We start from the raw sequence: 25,554 nt of genomic DNA on the forward strand, positions 1-25,554 counted from the left end.
GTTTGCCAACACAAACGGATTACAACAATTGGATCGCTTAGTTTAACATAACCGTATCCCAACACCTTTTGATTATTCCCCAAGCTATTGCCATGTATACCATACCCGCCGGCCTATTTTCGATACTGTGCTATGCAATCGCTACACTCCTGATCGTCAAAGAAATTTTTGCCGCCAAACAGCATCGTACTTCGATAAAACTGGCTTGGCTGGGCGTGGGATTGCATAGCACCTATACCGTTCTGAACATTCAAAACCATGGTGGCTTTAATTTCAGCTTTTCCAGCACCGCATCATTGGCCGCGCTGGTCATTAGCTTGTTACTGTTATTCGCAGCACAAGACAAACCTGTGACCAAGCTGGGCGTATTGATTTTCCCGGTCGCGGCGGCGATGTTGATTTTGGACGTAAGCTATCCAACCAGACCACACCCGCTGATTAACCACAATTGGCAGATGAGCACTCATATCCTGACCTCGATACTGGCATTCAGCCTGCTCAATATCGCAGCCTTACAAGCTATTTTACTGGCTATTCAGGACCAGCAACTACGCCACCACCATCCTAAGCGTTTCATGCTGGCCCTGCCGCCCTTACAGGCGATGGAATCTTTACTATTTCAGATGATTGCGACAGGCTTGCTATTTTTGACCGCATCCTTAATCAGCGGCTTCTTTTTCATAGAAGATTTGTTTGCTCAGCACTTGGTGCACAAAACCGTACTGTCAATTCTGGCGTGGATAATTTTTTCCGCCCTGCTAATTGGCAGAGTTCGCTATGGTTGGCGCGGTCAAAGCGCCATTCAATGGACGCTGATCGGATTTACATCATTGTTGCTGGCCTATTTCGGCAGCAAAATGGTATTGGAGTTGATATTGAAAAAAATCTGATCTGAAAATGCAAAAACAGGCCTTGATCAAATTAGCCCACCGAATCAGGAACGTACAACGATCAAAGAACCTCGACAAACCCAAAATCTTACCCAACTACAAGATCCCTAGACGCGAACATCAATCCTGTCCGGCTCCACTATATTTGCCGCGGCATCGATCAACTTTAAGGCTGCTTCACCCTGCATTTTTTCGACTTCCTGGGCTTTTTTGACTACCGCCACATCAAGGTTCTGCTGCGCCAGAGTCTCTTTCATTAACGCCGCCAGCAAAGCCGAAGAACCACTACTTTCAACCGAAGACACCATGAGACACCTACCAATCAATGACTAACAGATACGGATATCGACACTATCCACCCAATCTTTAACCTCTAACCCTTCATCGCCGCCAATTGCCGCTTCATGCCGATTGCCGCCTCAAAATCTGGCTTTTGCTGCAAAATATAATCCAACATGATCTCGGCGCCATCGTATACCTGACATTCGACATAAAGGCTCGCCAACTTCATTTGCACCAGTGTATCAGCCGGAAATTGATGCACGTATGCGCTATAAGTATCTATCGCACCCAACACATTGCCTTGTAAACGCTGTATCTCTGCATAAAAAGGCAAAAAGACCGGATTTAACTGCGACAGACATTGCAAAGCCAAATCGACATTACCGACATCATTGCTTTCAATGCCGATGCTGGCGATTCTAATTAACGCCTCTTCCAGCAAAATATCGCCACCATCAATAATCTGATGATAAGCCTCAAGAGCAAGTTCAAGCTTGTTTTCCAGCTCAGCTAGATAGCCATCGATCAAATGCCGGTATGGCACAGCTGCTTCCTGTTCAGCGTGTTTATCCAGGCTAGCCAACAAATCCGACAATTCATCCACTTTTTTATGCTTAAACAGCAAACTTGCCCTCTGCCTGACAAGAGCCAAATTGCTGTGCGCTTTTATCAATGCAAAATGCCGAGTATCCTTTTGATCAAGAATCTCTACAAAGTTGCGTTCGAACTCAGCAAATACCGATACCACTTCTGGAGATACAACCACCGACGTATGCTGAGCACGCCATAACCGTACCCGCCCAAAACTTTTATCTTTGCGCCACTGTTCGAACAGCACATTGAAATCGGGCGCCGCAGACACTTCTTGCTGACGGGCTATAACACGTTGAATGGCATCTTTTATCAACTGCTGCAATTTCGCGGCACCTTCTTGATAAGCTTCGTAATAGGTATTACCTAATTGTCGAGCCTCTTCCGCCGTCCAGTCTTCATCATTAAAAGGCTTGACGACCTGCATAAAGCGCCTGATGCCGAACCTTTTCACAAGTCTGGCAAAACTACGGTGTTCGCGTTTGAATTTTTTCTCGATACGGTCAAGCTGCTTCTTGTCTTTGTAATTTTCCAAGATACCGGATGCGTTATACATAGCATCGTTGATTCGCCGCGCTTGCTCGGCCAGTCGAGCAATAGCACGCACCTGAAATTCGGCGCGTTTCAATTCGGCCAACACCGCTTTCAAATAATCTCCGGCATTCGCTGGCCCAGCGAGTTTCGCCGCTATCACGGCAGCTCCATCTATACTGGTTTCCTCAAGCTGGATATCGGCTAGCGGAATATAGCTCACACCGTCAATCTTAGCCGCCCCCGCCGAACCGTTAATTACTTCAGCCCCAGCCGCAGTCAATCTCCGCGCTTGCCATCCTAGACTGGTGATCGCCTGGGCATAGTCGTTCCCGGTCGGCGCCATACCGCCACCATTGGTCTCCACTTGCAGCGAAGTGAGGTTAAGCTTTGGTCCCGCCAATTGCTCGTTACTACCTTTAGCATGCGTAAATCCGTCTCTGGTAAAGCATAAATCAACGCCAGCCAGAATGACGCGACCAAACCCTAAGTCATAAGCAGTATTGAGCGCCGTATTGGTAACCGTTGGCCCCGCACTGCCGAGATTAACCACATTTAATTCAGAAATCCACGGCAAACGTTGCCCCAAATAAAACATTAACCCCGGCCATTGGTTCACCAATGTCGATGCTGCATGATAAGAACAAACAAATGCCGTTCGCCGGCCAAAACTGAACATTTCCTTACCAATGTCGAAGCTGATATCTTGCGGATCGACCGAAAAAACAATATCTGGCTCTATGCCGGCACCCAGCAATTGACGGGAAATTCTGGAAACCGAGAAAACTACAAATTTCTGCCTATGCTGTTTTACCCAAGGCAACGCATCATCCAACGAAGGCCCCCCGGCCAATATCACGACTGTTTTTCCGCGAAAAGCATTCTGCAGCAATTTCGCCGGCAGTCGATTATCGGCAATATTCTTAATCTGCCGATCAATAAAGGCTTCTTGCCCAATTGCAGTATTATTTTCCCAATGCAATTGGGACAAAATTTCAACGATACCCCAACTCAACTCGGCGTATTCATTGATAAAATCGTCCTGTGCGCAGATAGCATTGAACGAACGGACCGCGTTGATATATAGGTAATCGGCCATCTTAAAGTTTCGAATCGCCGTCACCCAGTCTTGCAAGCTAATGCAAACAATGCGCTCGCTCAGACCGTCAAGCAACTCATACTCTTGTAGTGCCTGTAAAACGGCTTCTGGCTCGATGAATATATAGCGCGTCCCTTTCGGCAGCGATTTGTTCTGTACATAGTGAGGGAGCAATCCAGAATCGGTGCCGATAATAATATTCAAGGTATTTTCCTTGAACAGCGCCTCACCAAATCTGGCATCGAACAACGCAGCAGCACTCACTTTGTCAAAATTATGACGACTCAGGTTAAATAGAAATTTCTCCCCAAATCCATTGACCGTCAACGGTCCGAGCAGGTGCTCGCTTACCAAATGAGTTTCATCGTTCATCTTTGCCGTTTTCGGTAAATTCTTATTGCAATAATTGCAACACGTTCTGGGTGGATTGGTTTGCCTGTGCCAGCATCGCTGTCCCCGCTTGTTGTAAAATCTGCGCCCGACTCAAGTTTGCCGTTTCCGTTGCAAAATCAGCATCCATAATCCGCGAACGGGCAGCACTTTGATTCTCGATAGACGACTGTAAATTGGAAATAGTTGCCGAAAAACGATTTTGGATTGCACCCAGTGTAGCGCGAAAGTTATCGATCTTCGAAATAGCGGTATCGATATGCGCTATCGCGGACATCACATTCGAGAATAACGCATTGCTGCCAATTGACGCCACATCGCCGAACAGCTGATTCAGACCAGACATCAATTCCAGATTAGACACAGTAATGCTAATCTGATTGTTAGTACTGGTATTTGGGCCGACTTGGAAAACCGCATTCGACAAGGAGCCGTTGAGGATTTTTTTGCCGTTGAACTCGGTGTTTTCGATGATCCGCAGCACTTCCGTGCCGAGTTGTTTGAATTCGGTTTGGAGCTTCTCCCGGTCTCCGGAACTCACAGATCCGAAGTTAGCCGCTTGCAAAGCAAGGTCGCGCATTCTTTGCAGCGTTTCGGTTATATTCCCCATTCCGGCTTCGGCAGTCTGCGCCATGGAGATACCGTCGTTGGCATTTCTCATGGCTACCGTCATACCTCTTATTTGCGAAGTCATACGGTCAGCGATAGACAAACCCGCCGCATCATCTTTAGCGCTGTTGACCCGCAAGCCCGAAGAAAGCCTTTCCATGGAGGTTTGCAGACCTTCGTTAGTTTTACTCAACATCCGTTGACTATTCAACGATGCAATATTGGTATTGATGACCATAGCTGATGGCATGATAATTCTCCCGATGAATCTTGAATGAAATAGGCTTTATTGCCGCCACCCCATCTCACACACTTCTCATGCCATTTTTTAAAAAATATTACATATCAATTTGTTACAATAAAACAAACGTCTTCCGACATTTTTTTGACATCTTGCCCCAGCAAGGATTAACGCCACACTCCCGCCAACATCGGCAGTAATTCGCCGTCCACATAGAGGGCAAGGATGGAAAAAACACTGACTCCCGATCAAATGTTTTGACACGGAAATAACCACCCACGCCAAATACCATTTCACGGAAAAAAATGATCGCTACGAAAAAAACGCAGCTGGGGAAGTGATAATTGAGGAAAAAGGAAAAGAAACGCAACTCTAACAAATTCGCCAGAGTACGTTGTTTATCACCGCTAATAAGCGGAAGCCAATTCTAAAGTGTTACTGATTGCGATATGCTTGCACTGCTTGACGCCCGCGATCAAAAGCTAATTGCTGCTGGGCGACAATGCGTTTCTGCTCTTCGACTCTTGACTTAAACAGCACATCTTGCTGCAAAACCAATTCCGCAAGCTGTTTGAGAGATGCTTGCCACTCAAAGGGAATCGCTGGAGAAAACAACTGTTGCAAATAGGTATGTCTCGACTCCAAAACCATCGTCAGTGTTTCCCAATCCGCATGACTTATACAGAACTCAATTTTATCCGAATAAGCCAGTAAGGCGTTTCTTTGCTCTTCTAGCCAATGCTCGTCCAAACTGTTTGAATCCTCAGGCGATAGCATCCCAGGCTTCCTTGATATCTTTCATCAGAAAGACAACCTCGTCCAGCTTGTCTTCGCTATTTTCTTGACTGGCTTGCAGAAGACGGGAATTCATATAGTCATACAACTGGTGTAAATTTGCGGCCAATTCGCCACCTTGCTCAAGATTCAAGGCTTCGTTCAAGCCCCCGACAATACCAATCGCCTTGGAAATATAAATACTTTTAGCTTCCAAATCACCGTGAGCCATCGCACCTTTCGCCGAATTGACTCTGGCCAGAAAACCTTCCATCAACATTTGTATCAAGCGATGGGGAGAATCGTCCCCTACTCCTCCAGCGTTATGTACGTCGGCATATTGTTTGATACCTTTCTTGTTAGCAGAAACATGCATAGAAAGTTCCTCGTGGTTACGAATTTTGGATCCAATTGTTTAAAAAAGTACTAGTCGAATTAAACGCTCCAACCGCCACGTCCATCGCCGTAAACTGTTTCAACAGCATCGCCTCGTAATCGCTTTGCCTCGCCTCTATGGCAAGTTTCCGGCTTTCCAAAGCTGATAGCTGTTTCTTTAGAGAATTTTGTTGGGTGTCCAACGCCCCACCCGATTCCAAGAATGAGTTCAACGAATCATTCATCCGAGTCGCAACGCCGTTAGCGGAGGTAAAAATCTCACTCACCGCAGGTAATTCAGTACTTAATACACTATTCAATTTCGCGCTATCCAGAGACATTACTCCGTCCTTGACCGTGATACCAATCATTGCCAAGGAGTTATAAGTCTTGTCATAGCGCGCCGAGACCGATTGAACTTTAGCGGTGGCATCCTGACGGAGCAAACTGCTAGTAAGGCGTAGCGTCGAATTACCGATCAATGGGCCATTGCCAGAACCGCTACCATCAGAGGATCCGCCATATTGCCCCAGGCTTTTACTGGTCGAGCTGAATTTATTGTAGGCCGTGACAAATTCGTTAATAGCCGCAGTAATTGTGTCATTATCTAAACTGATATCGACATTAGTCGTTTTACCCTCGCTTCCAGCCTTCAATTCAAGGGTGACGCCAGACAGAACATCCGTGATGCTATTACTACTTCGAGTTGCAATTTGTCCATCAACTTCAATCTGGGCATCTTTGGGTGTAACCTGGGATTCAAGATTACCCGTGACAAACCTCGACAACCCGGATGCATCGGTGTGGTTTCCATCAATATCGGTTGCGCTAACTGTAAAGCCGTTCTCTGCGCCTGTATTCTTGCCTGTCAAAACCAATTTGGAAACCGTAGTTCCATATAGCGGATCATCAGTACCGTATAACGGATCACCTACAGGATAGGCGCTGTTAGTCTTATGATCGATATTAACGATGGTGGCCGTCACGAAGCTATTGCCAGATGCCTGATTGATAGCATCCCGCAAGCCCTCCAAAGTTGTAGTACTCGTGGCATTAACTTTGAAGGACAAGCCCGAATTCGTCCCGAATGTCAGCTCTCCTTCACCGACTTTCGCTTCTCCACCACCGATCTTTTGGGGGTCATCATTGATAAACTCGGTTGTGGTAATAGATTTTTGCGCCGTCGCCAGCTGATTAACCTTAAAAGAATATGAGCCAGGCACCGCTCCAAGGCCAGTGGTAACTTTTAAAACGGATTCATCGGAAGACGTGGACTTGTAGGTCTTGAATAAGCTACCGTTTTTCAGTTTAGCCACCGCCGTGCGCAAATCAGACAACGCACTTTTCAATGTTCCCAAACCGCTCAACCGAGTATTGGCGACGTTTTTTTGACGGCTGACTGCATTTAACCCTGGCTGGGCCTCGGCTTTCGCTAACTGGGTTACAAGCGATTGAATATCAATGCCGCTTCCTATACCTGTTGAAGATACTATGCCCATGACGCCCTCCTCACCCACTCAATGCGTATCAAGCACGGTCTTGAAGTACAGAACCTTGCTGCCCTTCCAGTTCCTGCATACGTTTTATAAACGCTAACATCTCCTCTGCCGGAATTTGCCGCACCACCTCACCGCTATCACTATCAACAACCTTAACCACGAGCTCTTTTGTCTCGTCGTCCACTTTAAATTGTAAATTGCGGTTGGCAGCCTGTAGCAGGTTATTACCTTGATCCGCTGCCAGTTTTACCAACTCAGGTGAAGCCGCCGGCTTGCTCTTACCGTGCTGATCGTCTTGAGTTACTGATGTCACTGACTCGCGAATACCGGTTTCTCCTTTAACAACCGAGGCATCCAGCTCTTCAGTTTTTTTATTGCCGGCTTTTCCAACAGTCACGGGAGATAGCTTCAACACGCTAGGGATCTCACTATTCATGACGCTCACCTTATACCTTGCAAATTAAACTGGAGGCCACGAAAAAACGTGGCCTCCCTCTTAGAATTACTGGAGCAAGCTAAGCACTGATTGCGCCGACTGATTAGCCTGCGACAACATCGCCGTACCTGCTTGTTGCAGAATTTGTGACCGGCTCAAGTTAGATGTTTCTACTGCAAAGTCGGCATCCATGATCCGTGAACGAGCAGCACTTTGGTTTTCAATAGAAGACTGTAAGTTACCGATCGTGGTCGTAAAGCGGTTTTGTACTGCACCTAAATTAGCACGGAAATCATCAATTTTGCCGATGGCCACATCTATACTGTCTATTGCAGATAACACATTAGCCGAAGTAGCAACACTGCCAATCGATACGGTACCAGCCTGAATAACCCCTATCCCTGACACGTTACTCAGATTAGAAACAGTAATCGAAATCTGATTGTTCGCAGAAGTTCCGGCTCCTACTTGAAATATAGCTCCAACCAAACTGCCAGCCAAAATTTTCTTACCATTGAACTCGGTATTACCGATAATCCGGCCAATCTCATCACCCAGCTGTTTAAATTCAGTCTGCAATTTTTCGCGGTCGGAATCAGACACCGCACCCCTGTTGGCAGCTTGCACCCCAAGATCGCGCATACGCTGCAAAGTTTCGGTAATCGCGCCCATCGCACTTTCGGCCGTCTGAGCCATGGAAATGCCATCGTTCGCATTACGCATCGCGACGGTCATACCGCGAATTTGCGAAGTCATTTTATCAGCGATTGACAAACCCGCCGCGTCGTCTTTTGCAGAGTTGACACGCAGGCCGGAAGACAACCGCTCCATGGAAGTTTGTAGTGATTGGTTAGTCCTAGTTAACTGACGTTGACTGTTCAAGGACGCGACGTTTGTGTTGATTACCATTGCCATGATTTTACCCTCCACTTTCTTTCAGATTTGTTGCTCTCTGAAAGCAATGTTTATTGTTTGGTTAAAGAAACTTTCGAATTCGATTTGTTTATCGACCCAATCAAAAATAACTTTAGTCTTTTTCTAATTTTTTCTCGTACAGGATTAGCCCATCAAATCCCATGACATGGGCGTGCCCTTATTAACAGCCTTGGCGAGACGCCGGCCCAGCAAAATGGACAGATACTTAGGCGGCAAGCCGCAGCCTGGCCGAATGGCGCGCAAATTATCCAAGGTTAACACCTCCCCGGCTTTGACATCTTTCACGACATATAACGAGCGACGAAAAACCAAAGACTTTTGCTCAGCTTCCGTTGGCCCATAGCTGACTTGCCCAAGCGACTGCCATGCTCTCTCGGCCTCCACCACTAGTTGCTCCATTTCAGTCGGCTCCATCGAGAAGGCACTATCGACTCCGCCATCGGCACGATTGAGCGTAAAGTGTTTTTCGATAACCGTTGCGCCCAACGCGACGCTCGCCACTCCCACCCCCACCCCCATCGTGTGATCGGATAGCCCAACCTCACAATTAAACATCTCGCGCAGATGAGGAATGGTCAGAATGTTGGTGTTATTGGCCGCCGCCGGGTAAGTACTGGTACATTTGAGTAGAATCAAGTCCTTGCAACCAGCCTCGCGAGCTGCACGCACGGTCTCGTCCAATTCTGCCAACGTAGCCATGCCAGTGGAAATGATCAGTGGCTTACCCGTAGCAGCAACCCGACGGATCAATGGCAAATCGGTATTCTCGAACGAAGCAATCTTGTAGCAAGGCACATCAAGACTTTCCAGAAAGTCGACGGCCGTATCATCGAAGGGCGTACTGAACGGAATCAGACCCATTCTCCTAGCATGTTCGAAAATCGGCTTGTGCCACTCCCACGGCGTATAGGCTTCGCCGTAAAGCTTGTATAGCGAGGCACCTGCCCACAGGCTGTTCGGATCGCCGATATGAAACTCGCGCTCGTCCAGATCGATGGTCATGGTATCAGGCGTATAGGTCTGGATCTTTAGCCCATGCGCGCCTGAGCTGGCGACCGCCTCGACAATATCCAGGGCACGGTCTAGGGATTGATTATGATTGCCTGACATTTCGGCGATGATGAAAGGACGATGATTTCGCCCTATCCATCTGTCCGCAATTTTGAATTCTTTGGCCATGTCTTTACAGTTTTTTTATATAGTGCGTTGCTTCGAGTTGATAGTCGGCCCCCAAGAACAAACGGCTAGAAGGTTTGTTGCCGTCCAGTACGCAGGCTCGAATGTACTTGATTTCGGGGTGATTACGTTTCAACCAGTATTCTGCCGCCAGCAACAGATTATGGCCTTGTCCGGAATGGATCGCATCCGGAACAAGATAGATCGACACCTCCGCTCCATCCTGTTGTTGGTCAAAACGCACCACCCCTACCGGCAGGCCTTTTGATTCACCAATCAGCAATACCTTATCCTGAGAGAACATCACTGTCTCAAACCATTTTCGATGGTTTTCCCAAGCAATCGGCTCAGGGTTTCTCGACACCGACCTGATATCCGGATGGTTGCGCCACTGGAACAAATTAAGCGTATCCTCGTTGACCACTTTTCTGATATCGATACCACTACATCCCAATTTACTGGCAACCCGAGATGCTCCAAGCCCATCCACGGCATTTCTTGCGTTATGCGAAATAAGCTGAATTAGCGGGTCATTCCCCATCAACGCCGCAGCATGTCGCTTGATTGCTTCTATCAGATCGCCGTCCATAACAGGCGCATATAACCAGCCCAAACGCGCCGCATCAACAATCTGTTGTTGCTGATTAGCGGCTACACAGATACTCAACGCCGGCAGTCCCAAACAACAACGCTCCCAGACTGCTGTGCCACCGGCGCCAATCGCCAAATCGGCCGCAGCCATCAGTTCAGCCATGCGACTAGTTTGCACATGACAAACATATCCCTGCGCAGCACAAACCGCCTCAATCTCTTCTCGGCATGGATGCTGCGCGCCAATCACCACATCCACCTGCAATCCAATGACGCCCGACTCCGTCAAAGCTTTAATGGCTTTGCCCGTATAGTTGTCCGCATCGACACCGCCAAAAAACACGAGGATTCGTTTGACTGGCCCAGAACGTGGCTGGTTTTTTTTGCGCAATTGGCGGAATTCATCTCGCAGCAATGCATAGCCAGGACCGAGCAATAACCGGCAATGAGCAGGCAGCTTGCCGGCGTAGCGTGTTTGCATCTCGGCATAGTAGTTCTGGTCGAGCAGCATGTCGCAATCGTGATGGCGATCGGCAAGATCATCAATGACCATGATTTGCCTGACACTCTGCCGCAGTACAGCTTCCCAGCACCTGTCCAGCGCGTAATGATCGACCACCAGCCAGTCCCAGCTTTTATCAGCAAGCGCCTGACGAGTCGCATCCGCATCTTGGCCTTGACTAACGCCCAACCACGCCGCATGAGCCAAATCGCCAGACACAGCTAAAGCCGAGTCGCTAACCAATCCGATGTATTCCATGCCTTTTTCCAGCAACAGGCCACGCAGATGCTTGGGTATGTGACGACAAACGAAACGAACCTCCACACCTCGTTGCGTCAAGACATTGGCCAAAGTCAGGCAACGCATGAAATGACCGGTGCCGATTTGCGCGGAAGCATCGACCCGAAAGGCAACCCTCAAGCGGATATCTCGCCGGATTCGCGCAACACCTTGAACATCAACTCGGCACGCCGCCAATCCTCGAGCGTATCGATGTCCTGTACGCGATAGCGCGGCAAAAATACCGGAGCGGCCGCTTCGGAAAACAATGGCAATTCGCGAAGGAACGCCTCGCTACGCCCCCAGTAGAACTGGCCCGCATCATGGAAGCTTTCTTCCAGATCCTGCGAACGGGTATTGAATTGCTCTGGATGGAACATCGCTAGACGCCCATTAGGTGTAAACCTGATCGCGCGCTGAATTGGAAACGGAAAACTGGTGACTGAGAATGCATAATCACTGTTTGCGGCAATCAGCGTTTCATAACCAATCCGCAAATCCGCGGCAATAATGAAAGGCGCGGTGGCGTAAATACAGCAAACTGTTTGCGGAGCCTCTCCTTGTTCTGCGAACCATCGGATAGCATGGTTAATGACCGGGATGGTCCCAGCATAATCATTGGCTAATTCGGGAGGACGCATGAATGGAATTTCCGCACCGTACTCACGGGCAACGCAGGCAATTTCCGCATCGTCGGTGGAGACAATGATATGGTCGAACAGTTTGGATGCCTCCGCCGCCTCTATCGACCACGCGATCATCGGTTTCCCACAAAAGTCTTTGATGTTTTTACGCGGAATGCGCTTGCTACCGCCCCGTGCAGGAATCACTGCTATTCTCATTAGCTCTCCATTTTGGTGATTGATAAGTCGATAGAAGCAGACGGATACAAAGCGGGGTTCCGCTTACTCCAACATCCGACGATGTACTCAATCGCTAACAGTCTTTTGCTACACACTCTCTTAACACCGAAGATGCATAAGGCCATCATCAATACCGGACATCACAAGGCGGATTCTAACAATGATAAGCAATGAAACTTGAAAAAATCTTTAATCCGCATGTCATCGTCAAGGGCTTTAAGCAAATTGAGTCGTACAGACTGCAAGCAATTTTTAGGTTAACTTGTCGCGCGAGTTAAATTTCACACTAAAGTTTTCGAGCAACTTGTCGATACCCGATTGCGTAAGCAAGTAAGCTAGCAGGAAAGTCAGATAAGGGAAGGACTTTTGACACCGGTTTATCGGTATTTGCTGTTCCGAGTCAGCAAATACCGATAAACCAAAGGCAAAAACACGATTGGTTGGGATTTACTTAAAAAGCTTTCCTCACATGTCGCACGCGAATTCAAGATATTCTCTGTTAGCACCCGCCTATAGAAGACCACCAGCTTCGATGATAGGTTTGGATAGATCGGCGATTGGAGGGGGTATACCTAGTGTGAAAGCGCAAAAACCAAGGAATTGCACAACCCCGCTTTTGGCGCGTAGCCATTATTAAAATAACAACGGGGTTGGACGGCTATTTTTCGGTGATTGTGCCACATTAACTTAATCTGAAATATTGGCTTTTACAACAGCCTCCTAACAACGATTCACAATTACGGCTCTCCGTTTCTGCGGGGAATATGGGCTAAATACAAGGGGATTGACCATGGTTTCAATAGTTACCGGAATGACACCAACGCAAATTTCAGCGTTGACCACTACCCAGATCAAAGCGTTGAGCACGGCTGATTACCAAGCGATGACAACGGCTCAAATCCAAGCGATCACTAGTGACCAGATCACGGCCATCGAAACCAGAGACCTCGTCGTACTGAGTTCCGGACAAATAGAAGCGATACAGACATACAGCTTACAGTCCTTAGCAACCAGCCAACTCCAAGCTTTTACCTCGGGCCAAATTCAAGCGCTCTCAACCGATCAAGTTCAAGCGCTAACCACAGATCAGATCGTTGCCTTGACCACATCACAGGTCAAAGGACTGGAGACTCGTGATCTTGCTTCTCTTTCCACCGATCAAATTGCCGCACTGGAAACACGCGACCTAGCTGCTTTGACCACTGCTCAGATTGGCGCCTTAACCACCGATCAGATCCAGGCGCTCAGCACCAACCAGATCGTGGCGCTGACCACCGCCCAGGTCAAGGCGTTGACCACCGATCAATTGACGGCACTGTCGACCGATCAAATCGGCGCGCTGGAAACCCGCGACGTGGCATCCTTGACCACCGCCCAGGTGTCGGCGTTGACCACCGATCAAATCCAGAGCGGCTTGAAAACAGCACAAGTCTCGGCGTTGACCACCGCACAAGTGGCCGCCTTGACCAGCGATCAAGCTCAAGCCCTCAGCACCGACCAGATCGTAGCGCTCACCACCGCCCAAGTGAAGGCCTTGGAAACCGCCGACCTGGCCGCACTATCCACCGACCAAATCGGCGCGCTGGAAACGCGCGACCTGGCTGCTTTGACTACCGCCCAGATTGGTGCGTTGACCACCGACCAGATCCAATCACTGAGTACCGGGCAAGTCTCAGCATTGACAACGGCTCAGATCACCGCTTTTTCGACCGATCAAATCCAGGCGCTCAGCACTAACCAAATCGTGGCATTGAGTACGGCACAGACTAAGGCACTGGAACTAGCCGATCTGGCCGCATTATCTACCGACCAAATTGCCGCACTGGAAACGCGCGACCTGGCGTCATTGACCACCGCTCAGATTGGCGTGTTGACCACCGATCAGCTCCAGGCACTTAGCACCGACCAGATCGTGGCGCTGACCACTGCCCAGGTTAAAGCTTTGACCACGGCTCAATTATCGGCACTGTCGACGGATCAAATCGGCGCGCTGGAAACCCGGGACGTGGCGTCCTTGACCACCGCCCAGGTAGCCGCCTTAACGACCGATCAAATCCAAAGCGGCCTGAGTACGGCACAAGTCTCGGCCTTGACCACCGCACAAGTGGCCGCCTTGACCACCGATCAAGCCCAAGCCCTCAGCACCAACCAGATCGTGGCGCTCACCACCGCTCAAGTGAAGGCGTTGGAAACCGCCGACCTGGCCGCGTTATCTACCGACCAAATCGGTGCGCTGGAAACGCGCGACCTGGCTGCTTTGACCACTGTTCAGATTGGTGTATTGACCACCGATCAGATCCAGGCGCTCAGCACCAACCAGATCGTGGCGCTGACCACCGCCCAGGTCAAGGCGTTGACCACCGATCAATTGACGGCACTGTCGACCGATCAAATCGGCGCGCTGGAAACCCGCGACGTGGCATCCTTGACCACCGCCCAGGTAGCCGCCTTAACGACCGATCAAATCCAAAGCGGCCTGAGTACGGCACAAGTATCGGCGTTGACCACCGCACAAGTGGCCGCCTTGACCAGCGATCAAGCCCAAGCCCTCAGCACCGACCAGATCGTGGCACTCACCACGGCTCAAGTGAAGGCCCTGGAAACCGCCGATCTGGCCGCATTATCTACCGACCAAATCGGCGCACTGGAAACACGCGACCTAGCTGCTTTGACCACTGCTCAGATTGGCGCCTTAACCACCGATCAGATCCAGGCGCTCAGCACCAACCAGATCGTGGCGCTGACCACCGCCCAGGTCAAGGCGTTGACCACCGATCAATTGACGGCACTGTCGACCGATCAAATCGGCGCGCTGGAAACCCGCGACGTGGCATCCTTGACCACCGCCCAGGTGTCGGCGTTGACCACCGATCAAATCCAGAGCGGCTTGAAAACAGCACAAGTCTCGGCGTTGACCACCGCACAAGTGGCCGCCTTGACCAGCGATCAAGCTCAAGCCCTCAGCACCGACCAGATCGTAGCGCTCACCACCGCCCAAGTGAAGGCCTTGGAAACCGCCGACCTGGCCGCACTATCCACCGACCAAATCGGCGCGCTGGAAACGCGCGACCTGGCTGCTTTGACTACCGCCCAGATTGGTGCGTTGACCACCGACCAGATCCAATCACTGAGTACCGGGCAAGTCTCAGCATTGACAACGGCTCAGATCACCGCTTTTTCGACCGATCAAATCCAGGCGCTCAGCACTAACCAAATCGTGGCATTGAGTACGGCACAGACTAAGGCACTGGAACTAGCCGATCTGGCCGCATTATCTACCGACCAAATTGCCGCACTGGAAACGCGCGACCTGGCGTCATTGACCACCGCTCAGATTGGCGTGTTGACCACCGATCAGCTCCAGGCACTTAGCACCGACCAGATCGTGGCGCTGACCACTGCCCAGGTTAAAGCTTTGACCACGGCTCAATTATCGGCACTGTCGACGGATCAAATCGGCGCGCTGGAAACCCGGGACGTGGCGTCCTTGACCACCGCCCAGGTAGCCGCCTTAACGACCGATCAAATCCAGAGCGGCCTGAGTACGGCACAAGTCTCGGCCTTGACCACCGCACAAGTGGCCGCCTTGACCACCGATCAAGCCCAAGCCCTCAGCACCAACCAGATCGTGGCGCTCACCACCGCTCAAGTGAAGGCACTGGAAACCGCCGATCTGGCCGCGTTATCTACCGACCAAATCGGCGCGCTGGAAACACACGACCTGGCTTCCTTGACCACTGCTCAGATTGGCGCCTTAACCACCGATCAGATCCAGGCGCTCAGCACCGACCAGATCGTGGCGCTGACCACCGCCCAGGTCAAGGCGTTGACCACCGATCAATTGACGGCACTGTCGACCGATCAAATCGGCGCACTGGAAACCCGCGACGTGGCATCCTTGACCACCGCCCAGGTAGCCGCCTTAACGACCGATCAAATCCAGAGCGGCTTGAAAACAGCACAAGTGTCGGCGTTGACCACCGCACAAGTGGCCGCGTTGACCAGCGATCAAGCCCAAGCCCTCAGCACCGACCAGATCGTGGCACTCACCACGGCTCAAGTGAAGGCACTGGAAACCGCCGATCTGGCCGCATTATCTACCGACCAAATCGGCGCGCTGGAAACTCGCGACCTAGCTGCTTTGACCACTGCTCAGATTGGCGCCTTAACCACCGATCAGATCCAGGCGCTCAGCACCAACCAGATCGTGGCGCTGACCACCGCCCAGGTCAAGGCGTTGACCACCGATCAATTGACGGCACTGTCGACCGATCAAATCGGCGCGCTGGAAACCCGCGACGTGGCATCCTTGACCACCGCCCAGGTGTCGGCGTTGACCACCGACCAAGTCCAAAGTGGCTTGAAAACGGCACAAATCGCAGCGATGCTTTACACTCAAGTTGCCGCCTTGACCACCGATCAAGCCCAAGCGCTGAACACCGATCAAATTGTCTCCCTGACAACCGATCAGGTTAAGGCTCTGGAAACCGCCGACCTGGCCGCACTATCCACCGACCAAATCGGCGCACTGGAAACGCGCGACCTGGCGGCTTTGACCACCGCTCAGATTAGCGCCTTGACCACTGATCAAATCCAGGCACTCAACACCGACCAGATCGTGGCGCTGAATACCGCGCAGGCCAAGGCGCTGACCACCGATCAGTTAGCAGCACTGTCGACCGATCAAATCGGCGCGCTGGAAACTCGCGACCTGGCGGCTTTGACCACCGCCCAGATATCGGCTTTGACCACCGACCAAGTCCAAAGCGGCTTGAAAACGGCACAAATCGCCGCGATGCTTTACACTCAAGTGGCCGCCTTGACCACCGATCAAGTCCAAGCACTGAGCACCGACCAAATCGTGGCGCTGACCACGGCCCAAGTGAAGGCGCTGGAAACCGCCGACCTGGCCGCGCTATCCACCGACCAAATCGGCGCGCTGGAAACGCGTGACCTGGCTGCTTTGACAACTGCCCAAATTGGCGCTTTAACAACTGATCAAGTCCAGAGTGGTATCAGTACAACGCAAATCCCAGCATTGACGACCTCTCAGATCGCCTCACTGACTACGGACCAAATCCAGGCACTCAGTACCGATCAGCTCAGCAATTTGACGACAACTCAGGTTCATGCGCTGACAACGGCTCAGGTGGCTGCCCTGTCAACAGATCAAATACAGTATTTGACTTTCTAGGCAAGCTACTCGAAGCTGCTCATAGCGCACATCCGGTGAGATTCAAATCACCGGATGCCGCTATGGGCATTTTCCGCCTGATGCCCGATCTACTCTTCATCAACCGTTAGTGAGTCACCGTGTCGTTTACCGAAGTTGATTTTAACTCTGTGCTACTGCATGCATGGAAGGGGGAGCTCGATTTTGGTCAATTATTGAATTGTGCGGAGCAATTGCAAACTCACAGTTTAGCGCCTCTCGCTGCCGTGCTTTACCAAACATGGTTGCGACGCAACCAAACGCCCTATAACCATTTAGTCTGCTTCAATCTGGGCACAGTGCTTTTCAATGAAGGCGACTTATCCGGTGCAAAAGATGTCTATATTCAAGCCATCCAGATGGCACCGGCATTTGCGCAACCCCACTTCAATCTGGGTTTGACTTACGAGCGCATGGGGCAGGCCGATGCGGCCATCACCGAATGGCGCTGGATCGATGACAATATTCCGCCCAATCATTCAGAACATAGATCATTACTATTACTCGCATTGAACAATCTAGGCCGCTTACTCGAAGCAAATAAGCAATATGCCAGTGCACTTGATTATTTGACTAAAAGTCTCGCGATCAAACCCCTTCAGCCGGACGTGCTGCATCACTGGGTATTTCTGCGGGAAAGACTGTGTGCTTGGCCTGTATATGCCTCATTACCTGGCATAAAACCCGAGCTGATGCGTCAGTCGACTTCCGCGCTTGCCATGCTCAGCCTATCCGACGATCCGGAAGCGCAACTTTCCGCTGCGCGAAATTTTGTCAAAAACAAGATCAACTCGAATGTTCCCACGTTGGCTTCGCCAAAAGCATACGGTCACAAGAAAATACGCATCGCCTATTGCTCATCCGATTTTTGTTTGCATCCGGTAGCCATGTTGACCGCCGAGTTATTCGAACTTCACGATAGGGAAAATTTCGAAATTTATGGTTATTGCTGGACGCAACAAGGTCATTCGCCCCTCCGCCAGCGGATCATAGACGCCATGGATCACTTTGAACGTATCGACACTATCAGCGATAGAGAAGCGGCCGAGCTAATTCGAAGACACGAAATCGACATTCTCGTTGACCTACAAGGACAAACGCTGGGCGCGCGCGCCAATTTACTTGCTTATCGGCCAGCACCAATTCAGATCACCTATCTTGGATTACCGGCAACAACCGGACTGCCGTCGATAGATTACGTCATTGCCGACCGTTTCCTGATTCCTGAGGAATACGCAGATTATTATTCAGAAAAGCCGCTGTATATGCCCGACGTGTACCAGGTGAGCGACCGGCAACGGCAAAACGCCCCTATTCCGAGCAGGGAGAGCTGTAATCTGCCTCCGCAAGGCTTCGTTTTCTGTTCGTTCAACAACAACTACAAGTACACGCCGGAAATTTTTGACCGCTGGATGAACATTCTACGGCGCGCGCCTGATAGCGTACTGTGGTTGCTTGCTGACAACCCGTGGGCCGAGATTAATTTGAGAAACGAAGCCAAAACTCGCGGCATCGATCCTGAGCGTCTAATCTTCGCATCAAGGGCGTCTCCCGATCAGTATCTGGCTCGCTTTGCCGTAGCCGATTTGTTCCTTGATACCTTTCCGTTCAACGCTGGCACCACCGCCAATGATGCCTTATGGATGGGCCTACCGGTATTAACTCGCAGTGGCCGCTCCTTCGCTTCACGCATGGCCGGCGCTCTATTAACGGCGGCAGATTTATCTGAATTGGTGACTGATAATATGCACGATTATGAAGATAAAGCTGTTGCGTTAGCTCAAGCACCCGACCAATGCTTGCGCATCAAGGAACATTTGCAGCATGTCAGATCCAACGGAGTCCTGTTCGACACGCCGCGCTTCGTGCAGAATCTCGAACAACATTTCAAGCACCTAATTGACGAGTTGAATCCTGACCAAACATCTCGCAGGTAACCAAGTCTCGCAAATATCTACCGGATAAAACGCGAAGGTATTGTGTTAAGAAATCATATCGCCACTGCCCGCACCGCATACTGGAACGCCATGGCGTCTTTCTCCGCTTGTTCCGGATCATGCCCGCTGGCGATTGCCATTGCCCGAATATGTGGCATGTACTTGTCTCCGCCTGGAAAATTAAATACTCTTGATACCGCCGACTCAATTCGAAAACCGTTTGATTCAAACATTTCGAAAATTGTCTTGCGGGTAAAAAACCGCAGATGAGTTCGATCAAACAGTCCGCTATCTTCGTACCTAAACTCGCCGATGTTGAGTCTGGCTTGAAAACTCCAATGTTGCGCGTTGGGTATGCAAGCAATCACAGCATTGCCTTGCGTCATTCGAGACCTGAGTTTTCGCAGTACTAGCCAAGGATCACGCAAATGCTCAAGTACGTCACCAAATACCCAAACATCTGAAGGAAACAAAGTATCTAGTTCGACATCGGTCATTTTTTCGATGTCAGCGCATAACGCCTGACGACACACCTGCTGAGCAATCGCGACATTGTCGTCGTCAATATCGATACCAATCCAATGGCAATCCGGACTGGTTTTCAGGTATTCCTTGGCTAGCGTTCCACGCATGCAACCGACTTCCACCACTTTGTCCAGTTTGGGTGGCAACATAGCCAATATCGAATCGTTGAATAAGTCGTGCGCGGGAGTTTGTTTCATATGAGAACCTTGTGGATTTGCTTGGGGTATTTTCTGAAATACTTGCTGCCGAATTTGATTGTAAGCTGCAGCATATTCAGGAAAACCTTGCTGATTCATCGCAATTTTCAGCGCATCACTGATTATTGCCTGGTGTTTAAACTGTCCCAGTTGATTGGACCAACTCATTGTAAAGGGATTACAGATTTCGGTTTTCCAGGTATTGTCACTTAATAGCAGCGAAGCGACCCCTTCGACAACAAACACTTTACGCGCTACTGCTCCGGGATAAGCGGTTTTATGCGATAGCTGTTGGGTCAATTCATCTTCGCCATTCGGCTGCTCGGCTATGGCGAAAAGTTTTTCGGTTATCTCCAGCCAAGTTCGCCAAAAGCACGGTTTAGCCACGAAATAATTGCTGAAGACAATGTTTCGGGAATCCATAACCAACGTCTGCAAATCAACGGCGAAGCCAATTCGGTCAAAAAACTGCTGACAAGTCGCCATTGCGCCTGGATCGGAAACGTTGCTGCCTTCAAACACGTTCCTAAAAAAAGCACCGATATCCGGTTGCGGGCTAAACAGAAAAACATCCGTATCATCTGCTCCGGCCTCGATAAATGACATGACATCACGATAAGACATGCCTGTCTTATCGCGAAAGCGCGGCGAAAAAAAGCCGTAATAAGCTGACTCATCGAGAGCAGGGGAATCTTGGAAGTACTTGCGTATCGGCCAATACTCAAACCAATCCGGACGTTCGTTGGCGGTATTGTCGAACAGTAAATACCCCTCTTCCATTGAATCTAACGTTTTGGGGGAATAAGCGATGTGATAGAGAAAAGCCTTCATTTAATTCGTAATTGCATGCATATTGAGTAATTGACAACTGTTGCGTGTTGATGACCAAAAGTAAGCTACGAACCCCATTTGCCAAAATATTGCATTCGGCCGCTTTCCCATTCCTGGGTTCCAAAAGCACCGCCGCTCTGATGAGTGAGACAAATCGGCCAGGTACCGATTTTTAACCCGTGTTTCGCCGCGCTACGGCAAAAGTCCAAATCATAAAAATGAAAATCAAAACGCGGATCGAACAAAAGTTCGGCCTTCAGCAAAATACTTTTTGATGCGGCCAAGAATAGCCCATCCAATAGCTCGCAGGCGCTAGGCGCGGGCCCGTAGCAGCTGATTTTTCCGCAAGCGTCGGTTCCATGTGCAACGGAACCGCTAAAATTTTCCGCAACATCCGCGCTCAAGCCACCATCAACGTGAACAAATGCCCAGCTTGGTTGATACGGTTGCCTGTGTTTATTGCCAACGACACCAATGACGTCAAACTCTCGCAAGCCTTCGATCAAGCGATCCACCAGATAGAAATCGTCAATCCAGACGTCGTCATGCATAAATACCAAGAAATCGGCAGCATCGTCGGAAAGAATCCGCTCATTATAGACTTCCGGCAATCCACGCCGATTTTGATAGGACACATGCGCACGCATACGTTTATCGTGCTGCAAACGTTTTAAAGACAAACCCAATGCCGATCGCATCCAAAAATCATCTTCGGTCTTCAGCGTGGCGCTAACAATTTCAATGACCGGCTTCCGATTGTGCTCGGGCAAATAATGGATTGGCCGATGACATATGTCCAATAACACCTGTTCGAGGCTACGAACGAATCGTTTTGAATCAAACAAAGGTGTTTCAAGTTTACGGGTACGCAAATAGGTTTTGTAATCGGCAATTTGTTGCGGTTGTTGTGCAAGCAGGACTGCTCGCTCTTCGTAAGCATGCCAATTCGGCATGATCAGTTCGGGTAACCCCACCGCGTTCAAAAGACTTCCCGCCATGCGAGAGGCGAAAGTATTACCTGGACAGGTCAATACCGGCAAATCCGCCCAGAGGGCATCACTAGCAGTCGTTCCGGCATTATATGGGCTAGTATCGAGCAACAAATCCGCTAATCGATAACGCGCGAGATATTCCATCGGCGTAACCTTCGCCGCGAAAATCAAACGGCCCGGATCGACACCCTGTTTCTGCGCTTCGTCACGAAGATTGGCTTTTGCCATTTCGTTGTCCGCGACCAGCCACAAAACGCTCTTGGGAACGCGGCTCAATATTCTCATCCAGACAGAAAACACCTCCGGGCTGATTTTATAATTACCGTTGAACGAACAATAGATAAAGCCGTCATCCGGCAACCCGCACGCCGCCCTGCTGGGTGTCTCGCCGATGCCTCGCTGGGTATCGTTTACCTGGTAAACATCTGGCAGATACAGTGGCTTCTCGACAAAGTACGGCGCCAGCGCCTCCGGAAACACAAATCGATCGGCCAAAACGTAATCGATTTCCGGCATGCCCATCGTGCCGACAAAACCAAGGTAGGAAACCTGGATAGGAGCCGGTTTGTAAGCCAAGATGGTCGGCCTTGCTCCCGAGGTCAATCCGGTTAAATCGATCAGCACATCGATTTCCCGGTCACGTATCGCCTGTGCTGCTTCCCGATCAGACAGGCCATGAATCGGCACATGATGATCCATGGCCTGCAATACTCTCTGTCTGAGAGCGCCACCGTCGTCTACACTGTAATCGATAGCACTTATCTCGAAGCGCTGCCGATCATGCAGTTCGAATAATTCGGCAGACAAAATGGACACGGCATGCCAACAAAAATCACCCGACAGATAACCGATTCGAAGTTTATCGTGCTGATAGCCTGCTACGGGCGACATACGAGGCAGATTTCTCGGCACTTTACGATCAACCCACGCAGAAATTACGCTTAACTGTATCGAGGGGCTGTCAGTTAAGGCCAATATCCCTAAAGGACCACAGTGCTCAAGCAGTTGCTGTTCCGATATACCCGCCACTGGCTCAAGAATTGGCCAATGACATATTTTTTGCCGAATATGCAGATAGTGCTGAATGACATCGGGCTGTTCGGGATTAGTTATCAGGCTGCGCTTTAGCAACATTTCCGCTTGATCGTAACGCCGCGCGTTCTCATGGACGCGACCGCTGTGATTCAATAACAGAGTTTGCGCCTCGGCGGGTTGCAGAGCGCGTTGCCAAACCTCAATAGCCTTTTGGGCGTCTCCCATCGCCTCATATGCCAAACCCAAATTCACTGCGGCCTGGTAAAAATCCGGTTTGAGCTGCAATGCCGCTTCATAAGCGACTATCGACTCAGGTGATCGGCCAAGTGACCGAAACAAAAGCCCTTGGTTGTATAACGCCACATGACGCAAGTGAAGTTCATCGCTATTTGCCTGAGCTAGCCATTCTTGATAGGCCTCGATAGCACCGCTAATCTCACCTTGTGCTTCAAGTTGTTTTGCCCGCTCCATTACTGCGATCAGTTGAGTCAACTTCATTGTTTTTTGCTCTGTAGCTGTGGATATGACATCAAAAGCCGCGCATCGCAGTAGTTCGCGGGCGTAAGGTCAACCATGACCATGGTCAATTCAAATTCTCCTGCAACGCGCCAGATATTTGCAGCACTTGAGATTCGGTCAGATCCGGATAAAGCGGTAGCGTGATTGCTTCGGCATAGTATTGTTCCGCTTGCGGATAATCGCCCGGTTTAAAGCCCAGATTTTGATAATAAGGCTGCAAATGAACCGGAATGTAATGCAGATTGACACCTATGCCGGCGTCGCGCAGTTGCCGAAAAACATTTAAGTGGGGCTTGCCGATCTGCGAAGTTTGCAGACGGATGACGAAAAGATGTAGCGAGGAACGGCAATCATCCGGCTGTAACTGCCAATTGAGCGGCAGCCCTGCTAACTGCTGCCGGTATATTTCGGCTAATTGATGCCGACGATCGACAAAAGCATCCAGCCGGTTAAGTTGGCTTAAGCCCAATGCCGCCTGAATATCGGTGATTCGATAATTGAAGCCTAGCTCGATCTGCTGATAATACCAAGGGCCATCCGCTGCTTGGGTCATATCCGCCGGCTCGCGCGTTATACCGTGGCTGCGCAGCAATGCCATCTTTTTGGCCAACCCTGCATCGTTAGTCAGCGCCATGCCGCCTTCGCCGGTGGTAATGATTTTGACCGGATGGAAACTGAAGATGGCGATGTCGGCATAACGGCAATTGCCGATCGGCTCGCCCCGATAACGGCCGCCAATCGCATGCGAGGCATCCTCAATGATTTTGAAGCCGTATTGCCGACTCAAGCGATGAATGGCCTCCATGTCGCAGGATAATCCGGCAAAATGCACGGGGATCACTACCTTGGGTAAACAACCGCGCCGTTCGGCTTGGCGTAATTTTTCAGCCAGGCATTCGACACTGAGATTGTAAGTCAGCGGATCGATATCGACGAAATCGACGCCGGCTCCGCAATACAACGCACAGTTAGCGCTGGCTACAAAGGTAATCGGGCTAGTCCAAACCCGATCGCCCGGCTTGACGCCCAGTGCCAGACAGGCCAGATGCAGCGCAGAGGTCGCGCTATTCACCGCCACCGCATGCCGAGCGCCGCAGTATTGAGCAAGCGCATTTTCAAACGCTGGCACCATTGGACCTTGCGTTAAAAAATCCGATTGCAAAACCTCTACGACCGCCTGAATGTCGGACTCGGAAATATTTTGCCGACCGTAAGGAATCACGACTGATTCGCTATTGCGCCGAAGCAGCGTGCTCGGCAATCAGATCACGCAATTCATCGACCGATAGAAAATGCTGATTGCTGCCGCTGTTGTAGCTAAAACCTGGCGTTACTTTTTGCGCGCCGGTACGAGCACAGTAATTTTTCATGTTATAACTAGCACCCGCCGGCAGAATAGCGTAATAGTTGCCCAAATCCACGGTGTTGAAACTGTCACTAACGGTAATCATTTCCTCGTGAATTTTTTCGCCGGCGCGTAAGCCAATCACCTGCTGCTCACAACTCGGACCGATCGCCTCAGCCATATCGGTAATCCGGTAAGAAGGGATTTTCGGCACCAGCACTTCGCCGCCCCAGGCATTCTCAATTGCCCACAACACCATATCCACGCCTTCTCGCAAACTGATATTGAAGCGTGTCATGTCCGGGTCGGTAATCGGCAAAACCCCGGTGTTACGCTGTTGCAGAAAAAACGGCACCACCGATCCTCGACTTCCCATCACATTGCCGTAGCGCACCACGCTAAAGCGAATGTCTCGGGAACCCTTAATATTATTGGCCGCCACGAACAGCTTGTCGGAACACAGTTTAGTTGCACCGTACAAATTGATAGGCGCCGCGGCTTTGTCGGTTGATAAGGCTACGACCCGTTTTACCTGGCTATCCAAACAAGCCTCAATTAAGTTTTGCGCACCCAGCACATTGGTCTTGATACATTCAAATGGATTGTATTCCGCAGCGGGCACTTGCTTCAGCGCAGCGGCATGAATCACGATATCGATGTCCTCCAGCGCTCTTTTCAGCCGACTTTGATCCCTAATATCGCCGATGAAATAACGCATGCATGATTGATTAAACCGCTGTTGCATTTCAAACTGCTTAAGTTCGTCCCTGGAAAAAATCACCACTCTTTTAGGGCTATATCGATCGAGAAGCACCTTTGTACACTCTTTGCCGAACGACCCTGTTCCGCCTGTTATCAGCACACTTTTTCCGCTTATCATGATCTGGACATTACCCT

The 25,554-nt window shown here is 50.2% G+C and carries 18 protein-coding genes; 3 read left to right on the forward strand and 15 right to left on the reverse strand.

Going from position 1 to position 25,554, the window contains the following annotated elements; translation table 11 throughout:
- The first annotated feature begins 92 nt into the window (after positions 1–92).
- Positions 93–890: a cytochrome C assembly family protein gene (locus QZJ86_RS16825; protein WP_301671639.1), complete on the forward strand. Its 798-nt coding sequence runs from the start codon at positions 93–95 to the stop codon at positions 888–890.
- A 107-nt stretch (positions 891–997) separates the two neighbouring features.
- On the opposite strand, the gene QZJ86_RS16830 is transcribed toward QZJ86_RS16825, so the two are convergent.
- The 11 genes from QZJ86_RS16830 to pseF form a co-directional block, all read right to left on the reverse strand.
- Positions 998–1,147 (reverse strand): hypothetical protein, encoded by a 150-nt coding sequence (locus QZJ86_RS16830; protein WP_301671640.1) that lies wholly within the window; start codon positions 1,145–1,147, stop codon positions 998–1,000.
- A gap of 116 nt (positions 1,148–1,263) precedes the next feature.
- On the reverse strand, positions 1,264–3,765 hold the full coding sequence (locus tag QZJ86_RS16835; protein WP_301671641.1) for a motility associated factor glycosyltransferase family protein: 2,502 nt from the start codon (positions 3,763–3,765) through the stop codon (positions 1,264–1,266).
- 22 nt (positions 3,766–3,787) lie between these two features.
- Entirely contained in the window at positions 3,788–4,642 is an 855-nt protein-coding gene (locus QZJ86_RS16840; RefSeq protein ID WP_301671642.1) for a flagellin N-terminal helical domain-containing protein, read from the reverse strand.
- 426 nt (positions 4,643–5,068) lie between these two features.
- Positions 5,069–5,410, reverse strand: coding sequence for a hypothetical protein (locus tag QZJ86_RS16845; protein WP_301671643.1), 342 nt, complete (start codon positions 5,408–5,410; stop codon positions 5,069–5,071).
- Positions 5,397–5,783: a flagellar export chaperone FliS gene (gene fliS, locus QZJ86_RS16850; protein ID WP_301671644.1), complete on the reverse strand. Its 387-nt coding sequence runs from the start codon at positions 5,781–5,783 to the stop codon at positions 5,397–5,399. The genes QZJ86_RS16845 and fliS overlap by 14 nt, the downstream gene beginning before the upstream one ends.
- 16 nt (positions 5,784–5,799) lie before the next feature.
- Positions 5,800–7,281, reverse strand: a complete 1,482-nt coding sequence (gene fliD / locus QZJ86_RS16855; protein WP_301671645.1) for a flagellar filament capping protein FliD — start codon at positions 7,279–7,281, stop codon at positions 5,800–5,802.
- Between the two features lie 28 nt (positions 7,282–7,309).
- Positions 7,310–7,717 carry a flagellar protein FlaG gene (locus QZJ86_RS16860; RefSeq protein WP_301671646.1) on the reverse strand — a complete coding sequence of 136 codons (408 nt, stop codon included), beginning with the start codon at positions 7,715–7,717 and terminating at the stop codon, positions 7,310–7,312.
- 66 nt (positions 7,718–7,783) lie between these two features.
- On the reverse strand, positions 7,784–8,632 hold the full coding sequence (locus QZJ86_RS16865; RefSeq protein ID WP_301671647.1) for a flagellin N-terminal helical domain-containing protein: 849 nt from the start codon (positions 8,630–8,632) through the stop codon (positions 7,784–7,786).
- A gap of 144 nt (positions 8,633–8,776) precedes the next feature.
- On the reverse strand, positions 8,777–9,832 hold the full coding sequence (gene pseI / locus QZJ86_RS16870) for a pseudaminic acid synthase (RefSeq protein ID WP_301671648.1): 1,056 nt from the start codon (positions 9,830–9,832) through the stop codon (positions 8,777–8,779).
- A gap of 4 nt (positions 9,833–9,836) precedes the next feature.
- Positions 9,837–11,399: a UDP-2,4-diacetamido-2,4,6-trideoxy-beta-L-altropyranose hydrolase gene (gene pseG, locus QZJ86_RS16875; RefSeq protein ID WP_320415829.1), complete on the reverse strand. Its 1,563-nt coding sequence runs from the start codon at positions 11,397–11,399 to the stop codon at positions 9,837–9,839.
- Positions 11,339–12,043: a pseudaminic acid cytidylyltransferase gene (gene pseF / locus QZJ86_RS16880; RefSeq protein WP_301671650.1), complete on the reverse strand. Its 705-nt coding sequence runs from the start codon at positions 12,041–12,043 to the stop codon at positions 11,339–11,341. The genes pseG and pseF overlap by 61 nt, the downstream gene beginning before the upstream one ends.
- A gap of 832 nt (positions 12,044–12,875) precedes the next feature.
- Between pseF and QZJ86_RS16885 the strand changes: the two genes are divergently transcribed.
- On the forward strand, positions 12,876–17,258 hold the full coding sequence (locus QZJ86_RS16885) for a beta strand repeat-containing protein (RefSeq protein WP_301671651.1): 4,383 nt from the start codon (positions 12,876–12,878) through the stop codon (positions 17,256–17,258).
- 119 nt (positions 17,259–17,377) lie between these two features.
- Positions 17,378–19,213 carry an O-linked N-acetylglucosamine transferase, SPINDLY family protein gene (locus QZJ86_RS16890; RefSeq protein WP_301671652.1) on the forward strand — a complete coding sequence of 612 codons (1,836 nt, stop codon included), beginning with the start codon at positions 17,378–17,380 and terminating at the stop codon, positions 19,211–19,213.
- A gap of 53 nt (positions 19,214–19,266) precedes the next feature.
- Here QZJ86_RS16890 and QZJ86_RS16895 read toward each other — a convergent pair whose 3' ends face one another.
- The 4 genes from QZJ86_RS16895 to pseB form a co-directional block, all read right to left on the reverse strand.
- On the reverse strand, positions 19,267–20,766 hold the full coding sequence (locus tag QZJ86_RS16895; protein WP_301671653.1) for a class I SAM-dependent methyltransferase: 1,500 nt from the start codon (positions 20,764–20,766) through the stop codon (positions 19,267–19,269).
- A 65-nt stretch (positions 20,767–20,831) separates the two neighbouring features.
- Positions 20,832–23,291, reverse strand: coding sequence for an O-linked N-acetylglucosamine transferase family protein (locus QZJ86_RS16900; protein ID WP_301671654.1), 2,460 nt, complete (start codon positions 23,289–23,291; stop codon positions 20,832–20,834).
- An 85-nt stretch (positions 23,292–23,376) separates the two neighbouring features.
- Complete coding sequence (gene pseC, locus QZJ86_RS16905) at positions 23,377–24,534, reverse strand: UDP-4-amino-4,6-dideoxy-N-acetyl-beta-L-altrosamine transaminase (protein WP_301671655.1); 1,158 nt, start codon at positions 24,532–24,534, stop codon at positions 23,377–23,379.
- 10 nt (positions 24,535–24,544) lie between these two features.
- Positions 24,545–25,537 (reverse strand): UDP-N-acetylglucosamine 4,6-dehydratase (inverting), encoded by a 993-nt coding sequence (pseB, locus tag QZJ86_RS16910; RefSeq protein ID WP_301671656.1) that lies wholly within the window; start codon positions 25,535–25,537, stop codon positions 24,545–24,547.
- Positions 25,538–25,554: the final 17 nt, after the last annotated feature.

Source organism: Methylomonas montana (assembly GCF_030490285.1).
Classification (GTDB): domain Bacteria; phylum Pseudomonadota; class Gammaproteobacteria; order Methylococcales; family Methylomonadaceae; genus Methylomonas; species Methylomonas montana.

Bases quoted from the DNA above. Each gene is read 5' to 3' on its own strand.
- QZJ86_RS16840 (WP_301671642.1), bottom strand. From the start codon at position 4,642: ATGCCATCAGCTATGGTCATCAATACCAATATTGCATCGTTGAATAGT.
- QZJ86_RS16835 (WP_301671641.1), bottom strand. From the start codon at position 3,765: ATGAACGATGAAACTCATTTGGTAAGCGAGCACCTGCTCGGACCGTTG.
- QZJ86_RS16830 (WP_301671640.1), bottom strand. From the start codon at position 1,147: ATGAAAGAGACTCTGGCGCAGCAGAACCTTGATGTGGCGGTAGTCAAA.
- QZJ86_RS16860 (WP_301671646.1), bottom strand. From the start codon at position 7,717: ATGAATAGTGAGATCCCTAGCGTGTTGAAGCTATCTCCCGTGACTGTT.
- pseB (WP_301671656.1), bottom strand. From the start codon at position 25,537: ATGATAAGCGGAAAAAGTGTGCTGATAACAGGCGGAACAGGGTCGTTC.
- pseF (WP_301671650.1), bottom strand. From the start codon at position 12,043: ATGAGAATAGCAGTGATTCCTGCACGGGGCGGTAGCAAGCGCATTCCG.
- QZJ86_RS16895 (WP_301671653.1), bottom strand. From the start codon at position 20,766: ATGAAGGCTTTTCTCTATCACATCGCTTATTCCCCCAAAACGTTAGAT.
- QZJ86_RS16885 (WP_301671651.1), top strand. From the start codon at position 12,876: ATGACACCAACGCAAATTTCAGCGTTGACCACTACCCAGATCAAAGCG.
- QZJ86_RS16900 (WP_301671654.1), bottom strand. From the start codon at position 23,291: ATGAAGTTGACTCAACTGATCGCAGTAATGGAGCGGGCAAAACAACTT.
- QZJ86_RS16845 (WP_301671643.1), bottom strand. From the start codon at position 5,410: ATGCTATCGCCTGAGGATTCAAACAGTTTGGACGAGCATTGGCTAGAA.
- QZJ86_RS16865 (WP_301671647.1), bottom strand. From the start codon at position 8,632: ATGGCAATGGTAATCAACACAAACGTCGCGTCCTTGAACAGTCAACGT.
- fliS (WP_301671644.1), bottom strand. From the start codon at position 5,783: ATGCATGTTTCTGCTAACAAGAAAGGTATCAAACAATATGCCGACGTA.
- pseI (WP_301671648.1), bottom strand. From the start codon at position 9,832: ATGGCCAAAGAATTCAAAATTGCGGACAGATGGATAGGGCGAAATCAT.
- QZJ86_RS16825 (WP_301671639.1), top strand. From the start codon at position 93: ATGTATACCATACCCGCCGGCCTATTTTCGATACTGTGCTATGCAATC.
- fliD (WP_301671645.1), bottom strand. From the start codon at position 7,281: ATGGGCATAGTATCTTCAACAGGTATAGGAAGCGGCATTGATATTCAA.